General features: G+C 34.2%; 18 protein-coding genes and 1 pseudogene. 13 read left to right on the top strand and 6 right to left on the bottom strand.

The window, feature by feature from the left end; all coding sequences use genetic code 11:
* Positions 1–1,113, bottom strand: a complete 1,113-nt coding sequence (locus tag J3T98_RS07265; protein ID WP_065563160.1) for an MFS transporter — start codon at positions 1,111–1,113, stop codon at positions 1–3.
* Between the two features lie 49 nt (positions 1,114–1,162).
* Complete coding sequence (murB, locus tag J3T98_RS07260; protein WP_267362499.1) at positions 1,163–2,173, bottom strand: UDP-N-acetylmuramate dehydrogenase; 1,011 nt, start codon at positions 2,171–2,173, stop codon at positions 1,163–1,165.
* A 482-nt stretch (positions 2,174–2,655) separates the two neighbouring features.
* Between murB and J3T98_RS07255 the strand changes: the two genes are divergently transcribed.
* From J3T98_RS07255 to J3T98_RS07210, 10 genes are all read left to right on the top strand, one after another.
* Positions 2,656–3,885, top strand: coding sequence for a phosphopentomutase (locus J3T98_RS07255; protein ID WP_267362498.1), 1,230 nt, complete (start codon positions 2,656–2,658; stop codon positions 3,883–3,885).
* A gap of 43 nt (positions 3,886–3,928) precedes the next feature.
* A complete protein-coding gene (gene deoD / locus J3T98_RS07250) occupies positions 3,929–4,645 on the top strand; it encodes a purine-nucleoside phosphorylase (RefSeq protein ID WP_267357288.1) in 717 nt (238 codons plus the stop codon).
* Between the two features lie 189 nt (positions 4,646–4,834).
* Positions 4,835–6,073, top strand: a complete 1,239-nt coding sequence (locus J3T98_RS07245) for a nucleoside permease (RefSeq protein ID WP_267357286.1) — start codon at positions 4,835–4,837, stop codon at positions 6,071–6,073.
* A gap of 254 nt (positions 6,074–6,327) precedes the next feature.
* Positions 6,328–7,491, top strand: coding sequence for an adenosine deaminase (gene add / locus J3T98_RS07240; protein WP_267362496.1), 1,164 nt, complete (start codon positions 6,328–6,330; stop codon positions 7,489–7,491).
* Positions 7,492–7,517: 26 nt separating this feature from the next.
* Positions 7,518–9,479, top strand: a complete 1,962-nt coding sequence (locus J3T98_RS07235; protein WP_065563166.1) for a bifunctional 2',3'-cyclic-nucleotide 2'-phosphodiesterase/3'-nucleotidase — start codon at positions 7,518–7,520, stop codon at positions 9,477–9,479.
* A 25-nt stretch (positions 9,480–9,504) separates the two neighbouring features.
* A complete protein-coding gene (locus J3T98_RS07230; RefSeq protein WP_176713943.1) occupies positions 9,505–9,906 on the top strand; it encodes a cytidine deaminase in 402 nt (133 codons plus the stop codon).
* A 156-nt stretch (positions 9,907–10,062) separates the two neighbouring features.
* On the top strand, positions 10,063–11,364 hold the full coding sequence (locus J3T98_RS07225) for a pyrimidine-nucleoside phosphorylase (protein ID WP_065563168.1): 1,302 nt from the start codon (positions 10,063–10,065) through the stop codon (positions 11,362–11,364).
* 25 nt (positions 11,365–11,389) lie between these two features.
* Positions 11,390–13,063, top strand: a complete 1,674-nt coding sequence (gene ushA, locus J3T98_RS07220) for a bifunctional UDP-sugar hydrolase/5'-nucleotidase UshA (protein ID WP_267362495.1) — start codon at positions 11,390–11,392, stop codon at positions 13,061–13,063.
* A gap of 112 nt (positions 13,064–13,175) precedes the next feature.
* Positions 13,176–14,723, top strand: coding sequence for a YjjI family glycine radical enzyme (locus tag J3T98_RS07215; RefSeq protein WP_416380032.1), 1,548 nt, complete (start codon positions 13,176–13,178; stop codon positions 14,721–14,723).
* On the top strand, positions 14,698–15,567 hold the full coding sequence (locus J3T98_RS07210; RefSeq protein ID WP_267362494.1) for a YjjW family glycine radical enzyme activase: 870 nt from the start codon (positions 14,698–14,700) through the stop codon (positions 15,565–15,567). Before J3T98_RS07215 ends, J3T98_RS07210 begins: the two co-directional genes overlap by 26 nt.
* 217 nt (positions 15,568–15,784) lie before the next feature.
* Here J3T98_RS07210 and J3T98_RS07205 read toward each other — a convergent pair whose 3' ends face one another.
* Together J3T98_RS07205 and J3T98_RS07200 are read right to left on the bottom strand one after the other, a co-directional pair.
* Entirely contained in the window at positions 15,785–17,236 is a 1,452-nt protein-coding gene (locus tag J3T98_RS07205; protein ID WP_267362493.1) for a hypothetical protein, read from the bottom strand.
* Between the two features lie 755 nt (positions 17,237–17,991).
* Positions 17,992–20,160: pseudogene (locus J3T98_RS07200) on the bottom strand (Tex family protein); the annotation flags it as partial.
* Between the two features lie 44 nt (positions 20,161–20,204).
* Between J3T98_RS07200 and greB the strand changes: the two are divergent.
* The 3 genes from greB (at position 20,205) to J3T98_RS07185 (ending at position 23,944) form a co-directional block, all read left to right on the top strand.
* On the top strand, positions 20,205–20,687 hold the full coding sequence (greB, locus tag J3T98_RS07195) for a transcription elongation factor GreB (protein ID WP_065733801.1): 483 nt from the start codon (positions 20,205–20,207) through the stop codon (positions 20,685–20,687).
* A 428-nt stretch (positions 20,688–21,115) separates the two neighbouring features.
* A complete protein-coding gene (locus tag J3T98_RS07190) occupies positions 21,116–22,207 on the top strand; it encodes a YcbX family protein (protein ID WP_267362491.1) in 1,092 nt (363 codons plus the stop codon).
* 75 nt (positions 22,208–22,282) lie between these two features.
* Entirely contained in the window at positions 22,283–23,944 is a 1,662-nt protein-coding gene (locus J3T98_RS07185) for a tetratricopeptide repeat protein (protein WP_267362489.1), read from the top strand.
* A 63-nt stretch (positions 23,945–24,007) separates the two neighbouring features.
* Here the strand turns inward: J3T98_RS07185 and J3T98_RS07180 are convergent, their stop codons facing one another.
* Both J3T98_RS07180 and ilvC read right to left on the bottom strand, forming a co-directional pair.
* On the bottom strand, positions 24,008–24,589 hold the full coding sequence (locus J3T98_RS07180; protein WP_218058463.1) for a cell division protein ZapC: 582 nt from the start codon (positions 24,587–24,589) through the stop codon (positions 24,008–24,010).
* Between the two features lie 295 nt (positions 24,590–24,884).
* Positions 24,885–26,363 (bottom strand): ketol-acid reductoisomerase, encoded by a 1,479-nt coding sequence (gene ilvC / locus J3T98_RS07175; RefSeq protein WP_267338967.1) that lies wholly within the window; start codon positions 26,361–26,363, stop codon positions 24,885–24,887.
* Positions 26,364–26,395: the final 32 nt, after the last annotated feature.

Raw genomic sequence — 26,395 nt, 5'->3', positions numbered from 1 at the left:
TCACTTTTTAAGTGATAATAAAACAATAAAGTAAAGCGAAATTATAGCAAAACTAATAAATAAATAGGTATTGTTAAATGTGTCCATTATAAAGGCAATTACCGCTGGCGCAACTAGGCTACCAAGTGTATTGGTTAATAGCATAGCTTGATTCATTGATACAATTTCTTGTTTGCGAACACACGAGCAAGCCCACGCCATTGAGATTGGGTAGATAGTGTAAATGGTCGCACCAAGTAAAATGATGGCTAATACGCCATAGAGGTTAAATATCAGTAAACAACAAGCTATCATCATTAAGATTGATTCAACCAACAAAACAATACGACGACCAAACCTATCTGCGCACCAGTTGGCAGGCATTTGTGCGATTACCCCAGAAAGTATTAGTAAAACCATCCAATTTGCGACTTGGTTATCTGTATAACCTAGATGTGAGTAGTATGCTGGCATTAGAGAGTATAGCGATCCAATTAACATACCAGCAATCGCACAACCAATTAAACCAACTCGAGAAGGTTTATACAATATCATGGGGATGATGTTGAAACTGCTTTTTTTCTTTTTAGGTAATTTGTAATGGGTTAGTAATATAAATAAGATGGCTAACCCCATTAGCACTGCTATTACTAGGCCAAAATAGAGTACGTTTTGCGGAAAGTATTGGAGCAATGCTTGCCCTAAAACAGTACCTAAGTAGTAGGTGGTTAGATAAACCGCCAGCATTTTACCGCGAGTACGGACTGTACCCGTAACTAAGATACAGCTTTCAATGACCACCCAAGTAACCGCACAGGCTATTCCAATAAAAAATCGCCATATCGCCCAACTATAGAAATCCATTGAAAAGCTTAATCCAATAGTTGCAATCGCAAAGATAATACAACTATAGGTGTAAGTGAATCTGGCGTTAAATCGGCTAATAAACCAATTTGCCATAATCGTTCCCACTAAGTTACCTGTAAAGTAGCTTGAGCCGACTAAACCTATTTGTCCTAGTGAAAAATGTTCACGCACTAGCCAAAGTGGCACTTGGGTATTAAGTGCTGATAAGGCGATGGTTACAAATAATAAACTTGTTAATAAAATAGGAAATGAATACGAATGTTTCATAATTTTGTTGTATATAAGCTGTTTTATTGTCTAATAAACGTTATTTACGTTATAGAAATTTATCCACGTCAATCTCACCAGTTGCGCCCATAAATCGAATTTCAGGCGAGAGGTGCACCGAGAACTTTTGTAATACTGCATTTATGATATAACGCGCTAACGCAACGACATCTTGCGCTGTCGCATTATCTTTATTGACTAATACAAGAGCTTGTTGTTGATGCACTGCTGCACCACCAATTTGATAGCCTTTTAGACCACACTGATCAATTAACCAGCCAGCAGCTAATTTTATTTGATCATTTGTTTGTTGATATATTGGCATTGTTGGATATTTTTCAAGTAGTTTATCAGCAAATTTTTTGTCTACTACTGGGTTTTTAAAAAAGCTTCCACCATTTCCTAATACATTAGGATCAGGCAGTTTGCTACGACGGATTTCGCACACTTTGTCGAAGATCATTTTTGGGGTGACACTTTCTGGATCAAAATTCCTTAATTCACCATAAGTTAACACCGGGCTCCATTGTTTTGGTAATGTGATGCCAACATATACAACCGCATAACCATTAGCATATTTTTGTTTGAAGATGCTTTCACGATAGCCATATTGGCCGTCAGTTACGCGAATAATTTTACCCGTTGCAAATTCAAGTAATTCGACATAATCGGCTACTTTTTGAAATTCAATGCCATAAGCGCCAATATTTTGAATTGGTGCAGATCCTACACATCCTGGTATTAGAGCTAAGTTTTCAAGACCAGGAATGTTTTGATTAATGGTGTTAGCAACTAGATCATGCCAATATTCACCCGCACCCACTTTTAAATGCCAGTGTGTTGGGGTTTCGGTTATAGTTAATCCTTTAATTCGATTAACAATGATTGTACCAGCAAAATTTTCAGTAAATAGTGTATTACTACCTTGTCCAATAATCATAATTGGTTGACTGTCGGTATTAGTTTTCCAAACTTGCATTAGCTGTTCCACAGTTTCGACTGTTTCTACTTGGTTGGCATAGACATCTAAAGCAAATGTGTTAGGAATTTTTTGGTTCATTAATGACTACCTTTTATTAGAAATACTTTTAAATTCAATTAAATTAGTTTTATTCGGCATTTTTTATGCCTTTTTTTATTTAAAAGTATCAAATCAATGCCTTTATCTATTTTGATAAAGCAATTTATTCTATTGTGTCGATTGTTTATTTATTTGCTATATTATCACAACGCAAAACGATCTTTTATGCATTAAAATTTTTTTTAATGATCTTAACTACTTTTAGCTTGATATATGTGTCAAAAAATTAGACAAATAGTCTACAAATTGGACACTTTCCCTTTTTTGTTTTTTTTTATCATGTATTATAGCTACCCAAACGATCTTATTTATAAATTTAGTTAAAATCTATTTTACTCAACCTTGTGGTAGACGTTATTATTAATGAAATTTAAAAAATAAGTTATCGATCACGGTTTTATATAACTTTATGTTTTAAGATTGTTGCAATATTTAGTGGTAGTTGTGATTTAGAGGAAATTATGAAAAGAGTTTTTATTATGATCCTCGATTCCTTTGGGATCGGCGGTGCTGAAGATGCAAAAAAATATGGTGATGAAGGTTCTGATACCTTAGGCCATATTGCCGAAGCTTGTGCTTCAGGTAATGCAGATCATGGTCGTCAAGGCCCATTAAAATTACCTAATTTAGGAAAGTTAGGTTTGATAGAAGCCGCTTATGAATCAACTGGTTCATACCCTAAAGGAATGGCTACCGAAGGTGAAGTTATTGGTGCTTATGGCTTTGCCAGTGAGATTTCGTCGGGTAAAGATACGCCTTCAGGTCACTGGGAAATCGCGGGTGTTCCTGTTCTGTTTGATTGGGGCTATTTTACCAATACTACCAATAGTTTTCCTAAAGAATTATTAGATAATATTGTTAAACGTGCTAACTTGCCTGGTTATCTTGGTGATTGTCATTCATCAGGTACAGTGATTCTTGATGAGCTTGGGCTTGAGCATATGGCTTCTGGTAAACCTATTTTTTATACCTCTGCTGATTCTGTTTTTCAAATTGCCTGCCATGAAGAGACTTTCGGTCTTGATAAACTTTATGAGGTTTGTGAGATAGCTCGTGATGAGCTTAATAAAGGCGATTATAATATCGGCCGCGTTATTGCTCGTCCATTTTTAGGTAATAAGCCAGGTGAATTTGTGCGTACTGGTAATCGTCATGATTTAGCCGTTGAACCACCAGCTCCGACAATGATTAAAAAGCTAGTTGAAGAAAAACAAGGTACTGTTGTATCAATTGGTAAAATTGCCGATATTTATGCCGAAGTGGGTATCACTAAGAAAGTTAAAGCTACAGGTATTGAGGCTTTATTCAATGCTACGCTAGAAGAAATCAAACAAGCGAAAGATAACACGATTGTGTTTACCAATTTCGTTGATTTTGACTCATCTTATGGTCATCGACGTGATGTTGCAGGCTACGCTGCGGCTTTAGAATATTTTGACCGCCGTTTACCTGAGATGTTAGCCCTTATTGAACCAGACGATCTTTTAATTATTAGTGCCGATCATGGTTGTGATCCAACCTGGCCTGGTACGGATCATACTCGTGAGCATATTCCAGTTTTAGTTTATGGTGATAGTGTTCCAGCTGGATCATTAGGTCATCGTGAAACATTTGCTGATATTGGACAAAGTGTTGCTGATTATTTTGATTTGTCACCAATGGATTATGGCAAGTCATTTATTCGTAAATAGCAATTGTTTAGGACGTTTTTTAGTAATAAATCAGGAGAGTTAAATGCCTACCCCTCATATCAACGCCGCCGATGGTGCTTTTGCTCAAACGGTATTAATGCCCGGCGATCCATTACGAGCTAAGTTTATTGCCGAAACTTTTTTAGATAATGCTAAAGAAGTAACGAATGTCAGAGGAATGCTCGGTTTTACTGGTCTGTACAAAGGTAAACAAGTTTCTGTTATGGGGCATGGAATGGGTATCCCATCTTGTTCTATTTATACAACCGAATTGATTAAGTTTTATGGTGTCAAAAACATTATTCGTATCGGTTCGTGTGGTGCAATTAGCCCAAATGTTAATCTTGGTGATGTTGTTATTGGTATGGGCGCTTGTACGGATTCTAAAGTGAATCGTTTGCGTTTTAAAGATCATGATTTTGCTGCCATCGCTGACTTTGGTCTTGTTTGTAATGCAGTTAATGCAGCTAAAGATTTAAATGTTAATGTGAAGGTTGGTAATATTTTCTCAGCTGATCTGTTTTATAGCGTTGAGCCTGATCTTTTCGATATCATGGAAAAATACAATATTTTAGGTGTCGAAATGGAAGCTGCTGGTATTTATGGTGTGGCGGCTGAATATGGCGCAAAAGCGTTGGCGATTTGTACGGTATCAGATCATATTCGAAAAGGCGAAGCGATGTCTTCCGAAGAACGCCAGCTAGGCTTCAAAGAGATGATTACTGTTGCGTTAGAGTCGGTATTACTTAATTCAGATTAAATTAATGGCAGAATTTCTGCCATTTTTTTTGTTTAAGAAATAAAAGTTTTACATTGACTGTCATTAATTAATTTTATCAGTAAATGTGTTTAACGTTATAACTAACGCATCGATAGTAATAACAATTTTTATTTATTCATTAATTTTATCTAATAGGTTAGAAGAGAACTCATTTAATAAGGAAACGAAATGAATATTAAGTTCAAACTTAAAGTTATATTTTTCTTGCAATTTTTTATCTGGGGTAGCTGGCTTATAACTTTAGGCTCTTACATGATGGAGACCTTGCATTTTACTGGAACAACAGTAGGTACAGTTTATGGTACTATGGGCATAGCATCCTTATTTATGCCTGGTCTGCTTGGTGTTGTTGCAGATAGATGGATTCCTGCTAATCGCTTATTCATGCTTTGCCACTTATTTGGAGCAATAACCCTTTTTATTGCCGCTTCAGTCACAACACCATTTATGATGGTCGTGGTAATTTTAATTCATTGTTTAGCATTTATGCCAACTATCGCGATTTCTAACTCAATTTCTTATTCTTGTTTAGAATCAGAAGGTCTTGATGTTATATCGCAATTCCCTAGTATAAGAATTTTTGGTACTATCGGCTTCATTGTTGCTATGTGGCTTGTTAGTTTCTTAAAAGTTGGATTAAGCAATGTACAGCTCTATATTGCAGCTGGCGGTTCGATTTTACTCAGCCTATATTCATTAACATTGCCATTAATTGTCATTGCTAAAGATGAGTCAAAAAGAAAGTCGCTTGTAAGTTCTTTAGGTTTAGATGCATTTGTATTATTCAAACAACCTAGAATTGCTATCTTTTTTGTCTTTGCTGTCTTCCTTGGTGGTATTTTACAAATTACCAATACTTTTGGTAATCCGTTCTTACTTTCATTTAAAAGTATTCCGGAATATGCTGATAGTTTAGTTGTGCAATATCCGTCAGTATTGCTATCTATTTCACAAATGTCAGAAGTTGTATTTATTTTATTTGTACCATTTTTTATGAAAAGATTTGGTATCAAGTATGTCATGTTAATTAGTATGTTGGCATGGGTTGCTCGGTTTGGATTATTTGCTTTTGGCGATCCATCACCTGTAGGTTTCACGTTACTTCTTCTGTCAATGATTGTTTATGGTTGTGCATTTGATTTCTATAATATTTCGGGTTCTATGTACGTTGATAAAACAGTTTCACCAGATATCCGTAATAGTGCACAAGGTTTATTTATGATTATGACCAATGGTATTGGGGCTTATTTAGGTTCAACTATCAGTGGTGTTGTTGTGGATCTTTACACTGTAAATGGTGTCATTGACTGGCGTACAATTTGGTTAATTTTTGCAGGATATTCTTTATTACTTGCTATTATTTTTGTCTTTATTTTCAAGAATGATACTCTTGATAACAGAAATTAATATCAAACTCAAGGCAAGGTTAATATAGATAAACTAAATTAACCAATTTGGCCACATCAATAAACAGGCAACTCATTTGTTGCCTGTTTATTGTTGCCACTTGATTTCAAAGAAGTTGATAAGTCACACAAAATGTATGGAAAATAATTGTCTTATCAAGGTAGAATAAGATGCTTGTAAAAGTTGTATCAATTTAGTCTGATGAATAATTTACAAGTGCCCTATAAGCATATACTTAAACAGATTAGAACTAGATGAATAAGCAAATAATCCCAAAAGTTATACTTCATGAGCATGTGGAAGGTAGTATTACACCATTTATGGCAAAAAAACTAGCCGATAAGAATCATCTGACTTTTCCTGATTCATTGTGCTATCGACCCGGTGAATATGATGCAAGCGATTATAAAAACGGTCGATATAATTATGATGAATCCGATTTTGTTTCATTTATCCAAACTTATGATACTGTCTCTAATTTTGTTAAACATCCCGACGATTATTACCTAATTACTTACGATTTTTTAAGCAGAAATGCCAAGCAAGGATTAATCTATTGCGAGCTATTTTTGTCTCCCTATCATATTTGTGCCATGGAAAGCGAAGGTAAATTAGTTTGGGATCAAGAAAGATTTAAACAAACGCTTAATCAAATGGATAAAGCGATTATTGATGTTCAAAAAGAACATAATATTACTGTAAGATACCATGTGATTGGCGTGCGCCATCTGGGTGCCGATGTGGTATACGATACACTGCAATTTATTGAGAATAACCCCCACCCATTTATTACCGGATTTAATATCGCAGGTAATGAAAAAGCAGGTCATTTTGATGATTTTGAAAAAGCCCATCAACTTGCTTCTAAATTAAATTTAAAAAAATCTTATCATGCTGGTGAAATTGATTCTGCTGAAAGTATTATCCAAGCGCTTAAACATGGCGCGAATCGTATTGGACATGGTATCGCCGCCATTGAAGATGATAAGTTGATTGAGAATTTAATTGATAACAAGATCACTTTAGAAATAGCGCTTACTAGTAATCGTATTTTAGTCAATAAGTTAAATGGTGATATTCTTAATCACCCAATTCGACAACTTTATGATAGAGGGGTCAGAATAACGCTTAATACCGATGACGCAGGCATATTTGGCACCGATATAGAGAAAGAATATCAGCTCGCTGAGCATTTTTTTCATTTTTCTCGATTGGAACTGTTTGATATTACACTTTGTGGAATTGATGCTGCATTTATTGAACCAACCGAAAAATCACGTTTGTTTAATGACGTTTTAGCCTTTTTTACTAGTAATGATAAGCAATGTCTACAACAGGCAATCAACGTTCAGCAATATCACCCTGCTATTATTGAACGATTTAAGAATTATCTCGTTTTATTATATGTTAATGATTAACAACATCAGAGAAATAGGAGATTGATATGAATAAAACCCGATTAAGCCTACTAACCCTATTAATATCTGGTTCACTTCAAGCAGCAACAGTAGATTTAAGAATTATCGAAACTACCGATTTGCACGGTAATATGATGAATTATGACTATTTCAAAGATCAGTACATTGATACTTTTGGTTTAGCTAAAACAGCTAATTTAATTCATCAAGCACGAAAAGAGGTAAAAAACAGTGTTTTAGTTGATAACGGCGATTTGATTCAAGGCAGTCCAATGGCTGATTATGCTTTGAATAAAGGTCTAAACAAAGGTGAGACTCATCCTGTTTATAAAGCACTTAATACGCTAGATTATGTAGTTGGTAACATCGGTAATCATGAGTTCAATTTTGGTTTAGATTTTTTACAAAAAAGTCTAGCTGGTGCTAATTTTCCTTATGTTAATGCTAATGTTTTTGATGCGAAAACAAATAAACCTTACTTTAGGCAATATATTATTTTAGATAAACCGGTCGTTGATAGAGAAGGTAAACAACACACTATTAAAATCGGTTATATTGGTTTTGTGCCACCACAAATTATGCAGTGGGATAAACTTAATTTGGAAGGTAAGGTAATTGTTAAAGATATCACTGAAACCGCGAAACAATTAGTGCCTGAAATGAAAAAGCAAGGTGCAAATATCATTGTTGCAATTCCGCATTCAGGTGTTTCTGCCGAACCATATAAGGCTTTAGCTGAAAATTCAGTCTATTATTTAAGCCAAGTTGAAGGTATTAATGCTATTATGTTTGGTCATTCTCATGGGGTCTTTCCTAGCGAGGATTTTAAATCATTGCCTAATACTGATATTAGTACCGGAAATATCAATCATGTGCCCGCAGTAATGCCTGGACAATGGGGAAGTCATTTAGGTGTAGTTGATTTAGTTATTGAAGGTGATAAAGCTAATTGGAAAGTCATTTCTGGTAAATCAGAAGCTCGCCCGATCTTTGATATTAAAAATAAAAAAGCATTAGTTGGATCAGATAAAAATATTACGAATGCGTTAAGAGACGACCACGAAGGTACCCGTGAATTTGTTGGTAAACCAATTGGCAAGGTTTCAACCGATATCAATAGTTATTTAGCATTAGTCGAAGATACTTCTGCTTTGCAAATTATTAGTGATGCGCAAATTGATTATGTGAAACAGTTTGTTCAAGGTGATCCAGATCTGGATGGATTACCCATTTTATCGGCAATTGCGCCATTTAAAGCTGGTGGTCGTAAAAACGATCCTTCAGCTTATGTTGATGTTAAAAAAGGTGATTTAACTTTTAGAAATGCAGCTGATATCTATCTTTATCCTAATATTTTATCTGCAGTAAAAATAACGGGTAAAGATGTTAAAGAGTGGTTGGAATGCTCAGCAGGTGTTTATAATCAAATTGATATCAATTCGTCACAACCACAATATTTGATTAATTGGGATAAATTTAGAACTTATAATTTTGATACCATTGATGGTGTGAGTTATCAAATTGATATTACTAAACCTGCACGTTATGATGGTAATTGTCAGTTAATTAATCCTGATTCAGAACGTATCGTAAACTTAACTTATCAACAAAAACCTATTGCTTCCAATCAAGCATTTTTAATTGCCACCAATAACTATCGTGCATATACCGGAACATTCCCTGGTACTGGTGGTAAAAATGTTAAATTTAATTCTCCGGATGATTTAAGGGTCATTCTTTCAGCCTATATTACTAATCACACTAAAAAACAAGGTGAAGTGAATGTGAAGGTTGATAATAACTGGCGAATTGCACCAATTACCAGCAAAATTAATTTGGATATTCGCTTTGAATCTTCCCCAACTGAAGAAGCCAAAGCTTATATTGAAAAACATTCATTGTACCCAATTAAGTTTATTGAAAAAGATAATTTAGGCTTTGGTGTATATCAACTTAATTTACAAGCACCAACAAAATCGCAAAACTAAAAATCTATTGATGATAACAAGGATTATGAATATGAAGATTGAAAAACTAATTGAACTAGCTAAAACAGCACGCTCAAAAGCTTATGTACCCTATTCTAAATTTCAAGTAGGTGCAGTATTAATTACCGAAGATGACGAAGCTATTTTAGGATGCAATATTGAAAATGCCTCATATGGCCTAGCCAACTGTGCTGAACGAACTGCGATTTTTAAGGCGGTATCAGAAGGTAAAACAAAATTTAAAAAATTAGTTGTAATTGGCGATACTGATGGACCAATTTCACCTTGTGGAGCTTGTCGCCAAGTCATTAGTGAATTTTGCGCCAAAGATATGCCAGTTATTTTGACAAATATGCATGGTAAAATCCAAGAAACCACTGTCGGTGAATTGTTGCCTTGGTCTTTTTCACCTAGTGATTTAGATTAGTATTATTTCTGAATAAGAAAATTTTAACTATCAAAAAAATTGATAGAAAATAATAAAAGAGAGTGATGAAGCTAAGATCAGAATTATCATCAATCCATATAATGGATGAAAAAATATAAACCTAATTTGATTTATTGATATTAAGAGAGAAGTGTAATGAGATTTGTAGATATTATTGAAAAAAAACGTGATGGACATGCCTTAACTACCGAAGAAATTCAATTTTTTATTACCAATTATACTAATGGTACGATTCCTGACTACCAAGTAAGTGCTTTACTTATGGCTATTTATTATCAAGGTATGACTTCGAAAGAATGTGCTGATTTAACTAGTGCTATGATGTATTCCGGTGATACTGTTGATCTATCATCAATTAAAGGTATTAAAGTAGATAAACATTCAACCGGAGGTGTGGGTGATACAACCACTTTAGTATTAGCACCATTAGTTGCTGCTTTAGATATTCCTGTTGCCAAGATGTCAGGTCGAGGATTAGGCCATACTGGTGGAACAACCGATAAATTTGAAACTATTCCCGGCTTTAAAATCGAATTAGGTAAGCAAGAGTTTATCGATCAGGTTAACCAAAAAGGTGTTGCGGTTATTGGTCAATCAGGTAACTTAACCCCAGCTGATAAAAAACTTTATTCATTACGTGATGTAACCGGCACGGTTAACTCTATTCCGCTGATTGCCAGTTCAATCATGAGTAAAAAACTGGCTGCGGGTGCTGACGCTATTGTGTTGGATGTCAAAACCGGTGACGGTGCTTTAATGAAAACGATGGAAGACTCTGAGAAATTAGCACATGAAATGGTTAATATTGGTAATCAAATTGGTCGTAGAACCATGGCGATTATCTCAGATATGTCTCAACCTTTAGGTTATGCTATTGGTAATGCCTTAGAAGTTAAAGAAGCCATTGATACATTAAATGGTCATGGTCCTGCTGATTTAACTGAGTTAGTTTTAACGCTTGGTAGTCAAATGGTTGTATTAGCCAATAAAGCTAAGACATTAGAGGAAGCAAGAGAAAAACTTCAAGAAGTCATTAAAAATGGTAAAGCGATAGAGAAATTTAAAACGTTAATTGAAGCTCAAGGTGGAGATAACTCTGTTGTTGATCATCCTGAAAAATTAGCCAACGCCCCTTACCAAATCGATCTACCTGCACAAAAATCAGGTTATGTATCACGCATTATTGCCGACCAAATTGGTATTGCGGCGATGCAATTAGGCGCTGGACGTGCAACTAAAGAAGATGTTATTGATCCAGCTGTTGGTATTGTTTTACATAAAAAAGTGGGTGATAAAGTTGAAGTGGGTGAACCATTATTAACTATTCATTCAAGTAGCGATAAGATTGATGCAATTAAACAAAAATTGTATGACAATATTACTATCAGTGATAGTGCTAAACAACCACAATTGATTTTCAAAGTAATTACGGAATAGCTCTAATAAGGATTTGGGAGATGCCATGTATTGTTTTAAATTTAAACTGTCACTAGTTATTATTTTAGGTCTGTTCTCAGTTAATTCATTCGCAGCAGTTGCAACCAAGCAATCTACTGCACCTACTTGGGAAAAAGATAAGCCCTATTCTTTTACTATTTTGCATACTAATGACCATCATGGCCATTTTTGGCAAAATGACATTGGTGAATATGGTTTAGCTGCTCAAAAAACTGTAGTTGACCAAATTAGAAAAGAAGTATCCGAAAAAGGTGGGAAATTACTTCTGCTATCTGGCGGTGACATTAATACAGGCGTTCCTGAATCCGATGTTTTACAAGCTAAACCCGATTTTATGGGTATGAACAGTATTGGTTATGATGCAATGGCTGTTGGTAACCATGAGTTTGATCATCCTTTAGCAGTTATTCGTGAACAACAAAAATGGGCTCACTTTCCATTTTTATCAGCAAATACTTACTTCAAAAATACTGATAATCGCGTTTTCGATGCTTATAAAATGTTTGATTTAAATGGCATTAGAGTTGCGGTATTTGGTTTAACTACTGATGATACAATTTTCCTTGCTTCACCTAAAAATACTGACGGTGTTGAGTTTCGCAAAACCTTGCCTGAAGCAGAGAAGGTGATAAGTCAAATTAAAAATAATGAGCGCCCAGATATGATTATTGCGGTTACTCATATGGGACATTATGAAAATGGTGAACATGGTTCAATGGCACCGGGTGATGTTGAGTTAGCACGGGGATTGAAACCAGGTGATTTAAATATGATTGTAGGTGGTCACTCTCAAAAACCTGTATGTATGGCTAGCCCTAACAAACGTATTACTGAGTATGTTCCTGGCACGCCATGTGCACCCGATCAACAAAATGGAACTTGGATTGTTCAAGCTCATGAATGGGGTAAATATGTTGGTCGTGCCGACTTTGTCTTTTTAAACGGTAAAATTACACTGGAAAATTATCAGTTAATTCCTATCAACTTGAAAAAAGAAGTCGACAATGGCAACGATACTAAACGTCTTGAATACTACACTAGTGAAATAGAACAAGATAAAAAATTGTTAGAAACACTTAAACCTTATCAAGATCAAGGTAAACAGCAATTACTCACTAAAACAGGTGAATTAATCGGTCGTTTAGAAGGTGATCGTAGTGTAGTAAGATATCAACAAAGCAATATGGGACAGCTGTTACTCAGTGCCTTTATTGAAAAAACGAATGCTGATGTTGGCATTATGGCTGGCGGTATGATTCGTGATTCACTTATTGAAGGAAATATTACTTATCGTGATATTTTGAAAGTTGAGCCTTTTGGTAATACAGTTGTTTACTTTGAGTTAACCGGCCGTGAATTGGTGGAATATCTTAAAGTTGCATTAAGTAAAAAACATGGTTCTGGTGGTTATACTCACTTAAAAAATATCACGCTAGCTAGCAATACGATTAGCGATATTAAAATTAATAATGAGCCAATTGATTTGCAAAAATCTTATCGTATTACCACGTTAGATTATTTAGCGGCTGGTGGAGATGGTTATCCCGTTACCAACACTTCACCAACTTATGTCGATACAGGTTACCGAGACGCGGATGTGATAAGAGAATATATTGAAGCGCACTCACCAATTAATGCGGCAGATTATGAACCGGTTAATTTCATTTTGGAAAAATAACGGCTTTAAAAAAGAAATGTAGAATATAAATGGCACGGGTAAAATTGGTATTATAAATTAGCCATTAAATTTAATTTTTTGCTTTCAACATATAGGTAATATAGAGGTATTTATGAACATGACAGAATTTCAAAAAAATTGTTACGATATTGTGACCGATCCCAATCTGTCACCTAAACAAAAAGCGAACCTTCTCGCTTTAGCAGCGGAAAATAATTTACCTTATGTTGATTTGGATAGTGAAACTAAGCAAGCCTTAGATGAGCGTGTAATTTGTGACATGTACGAAGGTCATGCACCGTATAAACCTCGTTATGTGTTACCAGATTATGCAAAATTCCTTAAACAAGGATCTGAGTATTTAGAGCTTGAGCCTGCAAAAAATTTTGATGATGCCATAAATATGCTGACAATTGCTTATCATCATGTTCCTTCGGTCACTGGTATGCCTGTTTATTTGGGTTGTTTGGATAAAGTGTTACTACCTTATGTTGGCAATTTAACAGAAGAAGAGCTTTATCAGCGATTAAAACGTTTTTGGATTATGCTTGATCGCAATCTTCCTGATGCATTTATGCACGCCAATATTGGTCCAACTGACAATGTGATCTGTCGAGTAATTTTACGTGTTGATCGTGAACTCAAACAAGTTGCGCCTAATTTAACATTTATTTATGATGAAGATATCACCCCAGAATCTTTACTAAATACAGCAATTGAGAATATTTGCCAAACAGCAAAACCACATATCGCTAATAATATGATGATCAAAAAAGATTTTGATGATAAAGGCTATGGTGTTGTGAGTTGTTATAACTCTCTCCCTGTTGCGGGTGGTGGTAGTACTTTATCCAGAATTAATTTAAAAGAAGTCGCATTAAAAAGTAACAGTATTACCGACTTTTTACAAAATACCCTGCCTTATTATTGCCAATTGCAATTGAACTTAATCAAAGCGAGATCGGAATTTCTTTATGAAAAATCGAATTTCTTTCAAAATAGTTTTTTAGTCAAAGAAGGACTAATTGACGCAACTCGATTTGCACCAATGTTTGGTATTTATGCTATGGCTGAAGCGGTTAATATTCTACAAGAAAAATCTAACTTAGCTGGTCGCTATGGTGTTGATGAAGATGCTAATGAACTAGCTACCACCATTTCTGAGCAATTAGCCGACTTTATTGATAATCATAAAATTAAACATGCATGGCAAGGTAAAGCGATGTTACATGCGCAGTCAGGTATCAGTACAGACCGCGGTGCAACACCTGGTTTACGTATCCCTTATGGACATGAACCAGATCCTGTTACCCATATTATGGCATTATTTAAACACCATAAATATTATACATCTGGCATTAGTGATATTTTAACTATTGATGAAACGATTAAAAATAATCCATTAGCCTTAGTACAAATTTGTAAAGCAGCATTTAAATTTGGTTTCCGTGAATTTACGGCTAATATCAGTGGTAATGATCTGGTGCGTGTAACTGGTTATATGGTGAGATTATCAGATATCAAAAAATATAAAGAAGAAGGTTCGCGGATTAATACCACATTTTTAGGTAGTGAAGCAGCCGAAGATACAGTGAACAATAGTTACTTATGCAGGACCCCTAGGGTAATAAGCCATGAACAAGTCATGGGCAATCGTTAATAAAATTTTACCCTTTTCTTGTGTTGATGGACCGGGAAACCGGTTAGTCATCTTTTTACAAGGCTGCAATTTTAAATGTTTAAATTGCCACAATCCTTATACCATTTCACGGTGTAAGGAGTGTGGTGAATGTGTTGCTTCCTGCCCCCATCAAGCATTATCATTTATCAACAACAAAGTCATTTGGCAAAGTTCAACTTGCCAGCAGTGTGATACTTGTATAAACACTTGTAACTATCAGTCAACACCGATGACTTATCGATACAGTATTGAAGATATTTTAAAACTTATCCGAAAATATCTACCTTTTTTAAACGGAATAACCCTAAGCGGTGGTGAGGCAACACTGCAACTGGCGTTTATTGAACAGCTTTTTAGTGCGATTAAACAAGCTCAGGATTTAAAACACCTAAGCTGTTTTGTTGACAGTAATGGATATTTACCTCAATTGGGTTGGCAAAAAATAGTCAACGTAATGGATGGGGCAATGATTGATCTTAAAGCATGGGATAATCAAGTACATGAAGCATTAACCAGCAAGGGAAATTTAAGAGTTAAAAAGTCAATTGAATATCTTGCAAAAATGAATAAATTATATGAAGTCAGATTTCTAATTATTCCTAAGCATACCGATTTACAACAAAACGCTGAACAGTTAGCTAATTTTTTAAAGCAATTTGATGCAAATATAAAAATTAGAATCAATGCATTTCATAATCATGGTGTGAGAGGTGAAGCCAAAACATGGCAGAGCGCCTCAAAACAACATATCGAAAATTTTGCTATGGAATTAAAACAATTTGGTCTGAAAAATATTGTTTTACCAACTGTTTATTTATCATAATAGCGTTTTTTTAATAAGTGTGTGCCTAATTAGCCATTAACAGGCTTATTATAAAAATTCCAAAATAATGGCTTAAATTTTTTACCCCATGAGATTATTGAAATAAAAATGAGCAGGTTGAAAACCTGCTCATTTGATTAACAGCAAAATCAAAGATTAATATAAATCATTAATATCTGTTAAGATTTTTTAAAAAATAGCTAATTGTATATCAACGTTAATATTTAACACATAAGGTATATGCTACATCTGGTTCAACAATAATATTACCTTCTACCATCCCTACACTGTAATATCGATAATTACCTAATGCATCTTTTACCGATGATGGTTCACTGGTAAAATAGAAATCATAATTGATTAAACTTCTTAAATTTGGCGCACCAGACATCATATCTCGCCCAATATAATCAAGTGGCGAATAAAAGTAGACTTTACCCCATTCTGGCAATAATCCTTCACCTATTGCTCTTCTATATCCATTATTTTTTACATAATAGAAATCATTATTTGTTGAAACGGTAGCAAAAGGAGAATTGGATAACTCAGCTCGTATTGGTAATCTATCATTATTATTTTGACAATATGTATTTGCGCTTTGCCAATTGCCAGCCAAGTTATTTGTAAAATATAACCAATGTTTTATAGAGAAAGTGTAATAAAACTGTGCTAACGTTCGATTATTGGTAACTAATATTACAAATTTATCATCTTGAGCTGGTACATTTTCGGTAAATTTAAATTCACTTTTAGAATCAGCGCTTGAATCACGAGAAGCACTAATTAGTGAATTATTCGGATTTTTAACCAAGGTATAACTATAATCTGAAATTGGATTTACCGGCACAATTCTAAAACGTGCATCCGGGAAACCATATGTTGGGAAGTAATTGCCGTTTTGATCTTTAGCGGAGGCCTTAAAACCTTTATGCATAGTAAATTGGTCTACGTTATAAGGAACATCAAGATCTATCGTATCAGCACCATAAGGAGCATAGTTATCCCCTTCATCCCATCCATTGTGCATAATCAGAGCCAATACACCAGGCCTAATATAACAGATACCATCATCAGCACTGACTTGAAATGTTTTAGAGACTTCTCTTGGTTCTGACTGATCAGGAGCACCGTACTGGGTTTTAGCAACAAATTGAATCGTTACTTTTACTGATGATTTTGCATTAGCCGTCGATGAATTACACACATCACTACCAAGTTGGGAAGTAGAATCAGAAGGAATTATGTTATTGTTTGAGTCCCGCCATTCAGTATTAATAGACTGAATGATAAAACTGCCGGTAGTAGCCACTTTGTCACCATCTACATCATTTATATCACTATCATTCAAACTTGAAGTATCTACCCCAAATGAATAAATACTTGGTGAAGTGTTGTAAGCAACAGAAATCTTATTATCAGTACCAGGCAAAACAATCACAGGATCAATACCATCAATATTTAATTTAAATTGAATTCCATTTAAGATTTTTGTATCAGCAGATTCTAGAATTTCAGGCGGATTACCGTGAATATATTGCGTAGTGGTTGCAGCAAATGATAATGCTGCTAGAGATGTATGGCAAAAAAGGCAAAAAAAAGAAATAGCTGTAATATTAAATATTAATTGCATCAAATAAAATTTTGGGGAAACAAACATTTTACTATTCATGCTAATTCCTCTACTCATAAACTTTCCTGCAAATTAGAATAAAGTTATTGATTTAAAGTTTTAATAAACTACAGAATTATCAAATGATTGATAAAAATTGTTACCTATTTCAAATTTTAAAAACGCGTATAAGCAATAAAAACCATTAGAAAGTTATTAAATTGCATCCATGTAACGGTATATTTTTATTTAATATCTAGAGCAAAAACGACTATGTCGCTATCGAAAAAGTGTAATATTCAAATGTTGTTAATAAACTAATTTAAGAATATCAAAATAAGAAATGCTATTAAAAAGATCAGCGCAAAGTAGTTTAACTTTACTAACAGGCTGATTAAATCAGATAATTAATTGTATATGTTAAAAATAATCTACACAATTGTGCATAGTATATAATAATATATACAATATGGAATAGCGAAATATCAATTTATTGATATTTAATGGTTCTCAAATGAATATTTATTAAAATAATAATTCTAAATAAAGTGATTGAGCTCCTGATTTGATTTTTAATCACTGGATTTATCATCAATAATTTTATTAAAATATTTTGAAATTAGCGTTAAATAAAAAGGAGGCATTAACCTCCCTTTACAAATAAAATATAACTGAATTTATTTTCCTTTTTTAAAAGCTGCAGCAAAAGCATTACCCATTGCACTATTTGTAATAGGCGCTGACTGTCCACTTTTAGAAGTGCCGGTTGATTTATTCGTTCGAGCTTTGGCCCCTTCTACTTTTGGCGTTGTTGGATCATCAAGTCGCATCGATAAAGCAATACGTTTGCGGGCAATATCCACTTCAATCACTTTAACTTTCACAATATCACCAGCTTTAACAACCGTTCGTGGATCTTCAACAAATTTATCAGATAATGCTGATATATGAACTAAACCATCTTGATGTACACCAATATCAACAAAAGCACCAAAATTGGTAACATTGGTTACCGCACCCTCCATAATCATACCTATTTTTAAATCTTCCATTGTTTCGATGTTATCAGCAAACTGGGCAGTTTTAAATTCAGGCCTTGGATCTCGTCCGGGTTTATCAAGTTCTTTAATAATATCAGTGACAGTTGGAACACCAAAATGGTCATCAACGTAATCAACCGCTTTTAATGATTTCAGATAATGAGTATCACCTAAAATTTCTTTTAAAGATTTATGATTTTTCTCTAAAATTCGTTCGACAACCGGATAGGCTTCAGGGTGAACAGCCGATGCATCAAGTGGATTTTTACCCTCCATTATGCGTAAAAAACCAGCACATTGTTCAAACGCTTTCGGGCCTAAACGACTAACTTTCAACAACTGTTTGCGATCGGTAAATTGACCATTTTCATTACGCCAATCTACAATATTTTGAGCAATAACTTTATTCAATCCTGCGATACGGGCAAGTAACATCATTGATGCAGTGTTTAAATTTACCCCTACCGCATTTACTCCATCTTCAACCACCGCATCAAGTTTTTTAGCTAATTGGGTCTGACTAACATCATGCTGATATTGCCCCACCCCAATGGATTTTGGATCGATTTTTACTAGCTCAGCTAAAGGATCTTGTAAACGACGAGCAATGGAGACCGCACCACGAATTGATACATCCAGATTAGGGAACTCTTGAGCAGCAAGCTCTGATGCAGAATAAACAGAAGCCCCAGCTTCGCTGACAATAACTTTTTGCCCTTTTACTTCCGGATACTTTTTCTGAACATCAAGATAGAAACGTTCAGTTTCACGAGATGCTGTGCCATTACCAATTGCAACTAATTCCACTTGATGTTTGATGCAAAGTGCAGCAACAATCATTGCTGCTTTATCAGCTTGTCCTGTATGAGGATAAATCGTTTCGGTCGCAATAAGTTTACCTGTAGAATCCACAACAGCAATTTTTACACCTGTTCGTAAGCCTGGATCCATTCCCATGGTGACTTTCATACCTGCAGGTGCAGCCATCAACATATCGTGTAAATTTGCTGCAAATACGTTAATTGCTTCCTCTTCAGCACGTTCACGCAAAGTGGTCATAAGCTCGGTTTCCATGTGCATTAAAATCTTAATTCGCCATGTCCAATTAATAACTGCTTTACGCCATTTATCTGCAGGTTGATCATTAAAATGAATCCCTAAATGCTCTGTAATAATTTGCTCGCAATAGCTCTCTTTTGGCGTTTCTTCAAATTGCGGATCGGCATTGAGTGAAAGTTGTAAAAAGCCTTCATTTCGTCCTCTAAACATCGCTAAAGCACGATGAGAAGGCACTTTTGAAATAAGTTCACTTTGTGCAAAGTAGTCTCTAAATTTAGCACCGTCTTCCTCTTTACCAGTAATAACTTGAGATACAAGATGCGCGTTATTCCAAAGATAATGACGAACTTTAGCAAGTAAAGCGGCATCTTCAGCAAAACGCTCCATTAAAATATAACGGGCACCATCTAAGGCAGATTTAGTATCAGCAATGCCTTTATCTGCATTGATATATTTTTCAGCTTCAGTTTCTGGATTGAGATCGGGATTTTGCCATAAATCGTCAGCGAGAGATTCAAGCCCCGCCTCGATTGCTATTTGACCGCGGGTACGACGTTTTGGCTTATAAGGAAGATAAAGATCTTCTAATTCCGTTTTACTAAGCGTATCAGTAATTTTTTGGCTTAATTCTGGGGTTAATTTACCCTGTTCCTCAATTGATTTTAAAATTGTTTGTTTACGATCTTCTAGTTCTCGCAAATAACTTAAACGGCTATCTAAGGTACGTAATTGGGTATCATCCAGACCTCCGGTCACCTCTTTACGATATCGAGCAATAAAGGGAACGGTACTACCATCATCTAATAACTGAATGGCAGCTAAAACTTGTTCTGGTTTTACGGTTAATTCACCCGCTATAATATGGCTAATTTGATTATTTATCATGATATCTCTGTATATCTCGTCGATTAACGGAATTTATATTCATTATGCAAAAAGCTAATTATATAACAAGAGAGGGCTACTTGGCACTCGATCGTGAATTGAAATATTTATGGAAAGAAGAACGGCCTCGTGTTACTCAAGCTGTTTCGGATGCTGCAGCCCTTGGCGACCGTAGTGAAAATGCGGAATATATTTATGGAAAAAGACGTCTTCGCGAGATTGACAGACGTGTTCGCTTTTTAACCAAACGTTTAGAAATATTAACGATTGTCGATCCTGACCCAAGACAAGAAGGAAAAGTATTTTTTGGGGCTTGGGTCAAATTGGAAGATGATTCAGGAAAATTACATATCTACCGTATTGTTGGCAGTGATGAATTCGACCCCAAAAGAAATTGGATATCGATTAATAGCCCTGTTGCCAGAGCTTTAATTGGTCATAAAATTGATGATGAAATAGCAGTCATCACACCAAACGGTAAAACGTTTTATTATATTATTGATATCAGTTACCAAGAATTTGTTTAGATATTTTTACTTAAATAATAGATTCTCAAATTCAATTGTATGTTCAAGCTAACTAAACTAATTTATCCTTCATTAGGCAACCAGTCTGCTTGAATAAAAATGAGGAGTAACATAGCAACTAAACAATTAAAATATATCAATACAAATCTAATAGCAAAAAATCTTATCTAGTGATGAAAAAATAGAGAATTCATTAAATATATAGCTTAGAACATTGCCCGACTAAAACTTGAGGAAGTCACATATCTTGAAGATGATACCCCATGCGAACATAATACCTCTTTTATAAAAGCAGAATATCATCCTATACAAAATATCATTGAACGACGATTGTAAGATAGCTTAGGAATGAATTTATGGCACTTAAATATATAAATCCCTAATAATTAAATATATAATTTGATCAAAATAATTAAATATTTGCCGATATGATTGCCGTTAAACAACTCTTTATCTATCCGATTAAATCAATGCAAGGTATTGCATTGACGCGTGCCAAGAGTATTGATGGTGGCTTTGAATATGACCGTATCTTAATGATAAGTGAACCAGATGGAACATTTATAACTGCCAGACAATATCCAGAGCTGTTAAAACTTAAAACGGTAATAATTGACAACCAAGTGCAGGTGTCATTACCAACTAACGAATCAATCGTGATTAATCTCGATGAGTTTTCACTAAGTAATGAAGCAACCGAAGTTTGGGGAAATCACTTTACATCACATATTGCGCCAATTAAAGTTAATCAATTTTTTAGCCAATTTCTTCAAAAAGATGTGCAATTGCGTTGGATCGGCAAAAAATTGAGTCGAAGAACTAAACGTTATCCAGATGTGCCAGTTAGTTTTGCTGATGGTTATCCTTATTTGTTGTTAAATCTTGCATCATTTAACTATCTTGAACAACAGTGTCCTGAAAAATTAGATATTCGCCAATTTCGTGGCAATATTATTATTGATGGCACACTCCCTTTTGCAGAGGATGGATGGAAAACCATTAAAATTGGTGAGTTAATATTTGATATCATCAAACCTTGTACTCGTTGTGTATTAACCACGTTCAATGTCAATTCAGCCAAAGCTTTACCTAATAATGAACCGTTAAAAACTTTAAGTTATTTTAGAACTAATTTGGATGGTAAAATTGATTTTGGTATGAATATGATTGCTCGAAATCATGGTACTGTATCGATTGGTGATAAAATTGAGGTACTTGAACGCCAACCAGCTAAAAGCTATATTAAAAACTTTCCTACAGAATCAATAAAAGACTATCAACCTTGTACAATTACTTTCCAAGATAAAAAAATTAAAGGTAATAATCAGCAAACAATTTTAGAACAACTTGAACAACATCATATTACAATTCCTAACTCTTGTCGGGCTGGTGTATGTGGTCGTTGCTCAGTATTATTAACAAAAGGGAATGTAAAACCTTTAACTCAGTCAGCGATTAAACAAAATAAACATATTCTAGCCTGTAGTTGTGTTCCAAAAGGTGATATCACTATAGAATAGAAAAATAATAATTTTTATTATAAGACAAAGAATTTAATTTATTAAAATAATGGAATAAATATTAGGCTACAGTGGATGTTAAAAAAATTATTTTTATTTACGCTTCTCGGTTCCCTTTCTACATCTGTATTTTCTTTAGATCATTATAAAATGGTTTTCGACGATATAAAGGAAAAAAAGGAACATAAAGTACTTAAAGAATTAGAAGAAGGCAATACAACAAATCTAACTTATCTTACTCAGCTAGGGATGAGTTATATTGAATTGGCTAATACAATTCACAACAAAAGTTGCAGTAAAATCTATAACATTCATGATTTAGTATCTACTTGGAAAAATCAATTTATTTTGACTAATGATATCTATTATGGTGAGTATGATGAAGAGGATGATCGTGATAATTACTTGCCTTATAGATGTAAAAAACTAGAAATTGACAAAATAAATGGTTTCATAAAACCTAAATTAATAGATAAAGGATTATCATTAATACGAATTGCAATAATGAATGGTGATTTAAACGCCATTAAATTAGTAATGACTTTAGAAGATAGTAGAAAAAACCCAATTTACTATTATTTTTATGATTTTATTGGATATATGGAAAAAGAAAATAATCAAAAAGTAAATGGTTATGTATCTTTTTTAATTGGTCAAGCACATCTTACTGGTAGATCTATTGATAGAGCTCCTAATAGAGCGCTTTGGAAATTTTCTGAAGCTAGAGATATTGGTGAACCATCTTTACCCTATTTTATTGCTCTTGCTAAAATTGAAGATCGAATTGATACTTTATTGAATTATGAATATCTGTTTGATGAACAAATTTATAAAAAAAGAAACACAGAGGTTGATAAAAGTATCTTGAATGGTATGCAAGATAACGCATTTCGAGGGGATATTCCTTCCTTACTTTATTTGAGTGGCTACTATTTAAATGAAGTTAAAATGAACAAAGCTTTAATGTATTTTAAAAAGGCTTGCACATTGTCTTCTTCTTCAGCATGTGAAATGTATAAGAACAATCTCAAATATTCATACCATAAAGAACTCTATCCGTTATTGGAAAAGTTCGACAAGGATAAACCTGATCCTAAAACCGCCACGAAAATCGCTGAATGGTTTGAAAAGCGTCATAAATATTTAACCGCCATTTATTTTTACACTTATGCTGCGGATAATGATCCTAAATTATTTCTTCACATAGCTGACTTATATTATAAGACTAGACTTACTGATGATGAGCAAGATCAAAAAATCGTGGAAAATTATACTAAATATGTGAATTACGTTAAAGATCCTGAAATCATGCGGAAACTTCATTATAAGAATAGGGATAAGGATAAAAAAATTTATTGGATAAAAGAATCTGCAAAGTATGGATCGCTATTTTCCCAAGAAGAATTAGCTAGAATGTATATGGTCGGTTATCTTTTGCCTCAGGATTTTCATAAAGCAATTTATTGGTACAATAGATATTGCTTTGATATCGAGAGAGAATATCTATCGTCAACTTGTTCAACCTTAGATGAATTAAGAAAAAATCCACAATTACAACGTGATTTAGAAAATAATGATATGAATGCTCAATCCAGAGTCGGTTGGATGTTTACTCGACATTTAGACTTATGGGAAGCTGGAAGGGATTATTTACAAAAAGCAGCAGATCAAGGTCTTTTTGAAGCAGAAATAGGTTTACAGCTAACGTCGGATAAAAATCCTTTTACCATGTATTAAACAATAAAAGATAAGTTTTAAACGGTAAATGGGTAGTAAACTACCCATTTTAAACTATGTTAATTAAGAAATCGCTTTTAATTCTAACTGCTCATTATCCAAAGCTGTGGCGTTTTCTGTTTTTATGAACGACTGAGCTAAAGCTAATCTATCATTCATCACTTTAATCGCTTCTGAAAAATAGAAAGTTTTGTTCATAGCGATGAACGTAGGTTGTGCAATAATACAAAGCGATGCGTTTTCACCAGCTTCAACAACCAATAAACATACTCGTTGACCTGATTCTTGCAAGTTTACCTCCACAATATCAGCAACTTTTGGATTATACAGCATAGGTTGCTGAGAAAAATACCAACTCTTAGGCATTTGTGGTTTTAAAAAATTTGAAGCTACGATTGCATTGATTGATAATTCAATTTTTTGAGAGTCACTTAAAGCTAAAGATTGGCAACTATCATAAAAGAGATAATAAGCCGTCGCGTCATCAACAGAAAACGAAAACTCATCAAATACATCTGGTATTAATATTTTGCTTGCATAATTACAACGAAATAACATTTCTGATGAAATTTCAAGCATTAAGCTGTCGTATTCTTTATCAAAATACCAACGCCAGCTATCAGTTGGTCGAAAAGCCATTTTCATTGATATTTTATCCTTACAAATTGAACTAAATTTGAACAAAATATACCATAACTAATATAAAAAATAAATAAAAAGTTAAAATAAAAAATTTTTAATTATTTAATTTTTAAAAGTTTTATGAAAATTTTAGAAGGATCCGAATGATCTAAGTCGGATCCTTTTTTTGATCCTTGATCCTTTGTGATCAAATCGTAATTTTACAAAATATTAAATGCAGTTAAAGCTTGATGTTAAGATACTTTAGACATAAAAAAAGGTGCTTATTAGCACCTTTTTCATAACTGATTAAGATCAATTAACTTGCTACATTGATCCTTTTCATATCTGTCATATAGCTACGAAGTTTACGCCCAACGATCTCGATTGGATGGTGACGAATAGCTTCATTAACATCACGTAATTGTGCATTGTCAACACTGCCTTCAGGTATAGCTTTACCTAAGTCACCTGCTTGTAACATTGGCATGAATTTCTCTTTTAATAATGGAACAGCTGCATTAGCAAATAAATAGTTACCATATTCAGCGGTATCAGAAATAACCACATTCATTTCATACAAACGTTTACGAGCTATTGTATTTGCAATAAGTGGTAACTCATGTAGTGATTCATAATAAGCTGATTCAGGTAAAATACCAGATTCAAGCATAGTTTCAAATGCAAGTTCAACCCCTGCTTTAACCATTGCTACCATAACAACACCTTGATCAAAATAAGCTTGTTCGTCAATCTTACCTTGATATTCGGCAGCTTTTTCGAATGCAGTTTCACCCGTTTCTTTACGCCATTTCAATAAGTTAACATCATCGTTAGCCCAATCTTTCATCATCGTTGATGAGAATTCGCCTGAAATAATATCATCCATATGTTTACGGTAAAGATCAGTCATGATCACTTTTAATTCTTTAGCTAATGCATTCGCACGTAATTTAGCAGGATTAGATAAACGATCCATCATTAACGTAATACCACCTTGTTTTAATGCTTCAGTGATCGTTTCCCAACCAAATTGTAATAATTTACAAGCATATGCAGGATCAACGCCATCTGCGACAAGTTTGTCAAAGCAAAGTAATGATCCAGTTTGCAACATACCACATAAGATCGTTTGTTCACCCATAAGATCAGATTTAACTTCAGCAACAAAAGAAGACTGTAAAACACCCGCTCTATGACCACCTGTTGCAGCAGCCCATGCTTTAGCAATTGCTAAACCTTCGCCTTTAGGATCATTTTCAGGATGGACAGCGATCAGAGTTGGTACACCAAATCCACGTTTATACTCTTCACGAACTTCTGTTCCAGGACATTTTGGCGCAACCATCACTACTGTGATATCTGGACGAATTTTTTCGCCAACTTCAACGATGTTAAAACCGTGTGAATAACCTAATGCTGCACCCTTTTTCATCAATGGTTGAACAGCTTGTACTACAGCTGAATGTTGCTTATCTGGAGTTAAGTTGATAACTAAATCAGCGGTAGGAATTAATTCCTCATAAGTTCCAACTTTAAAGCCATTTTCTGTTGCTTTTTTCCATGATGCTCTTTTTTCTGTAATAGCTTCTTTACGTAAAGCGTAAGAAATATCTAAACCAGAATCGCGCATATTTAGCCCTTGGTTAAGACCTTGAGCACCACAACCAACGATCACAATCTTTTTGCCTTTTAAAAAATTAGCTTCTGATGCAAATTCATCACGAGCCATAAAACGGCACTGACCTAGTTGTTCTAATTTTTCGCGTAAATTTAATGTATTAAAATAGTTAGACATTATTCTCTCCATGAGTTGAATTATTTTTAATC

Origin of the sequence: Gilliamella sp. B2772 (assembly GCF_026536985.1) — a bacterium.
Taxonomy (GTDB): domain Bacteria; phylum Pseudomonadota; class Gammaproteobacteria; order Enterobacterales; family Orbaceae; genus Gilliamella; species Gilliamella apicola_E.
Note: the sequence above shows the minus strand (reverse complement) of the source record. Positions and strands in the feature narration are given on the sequence as shown.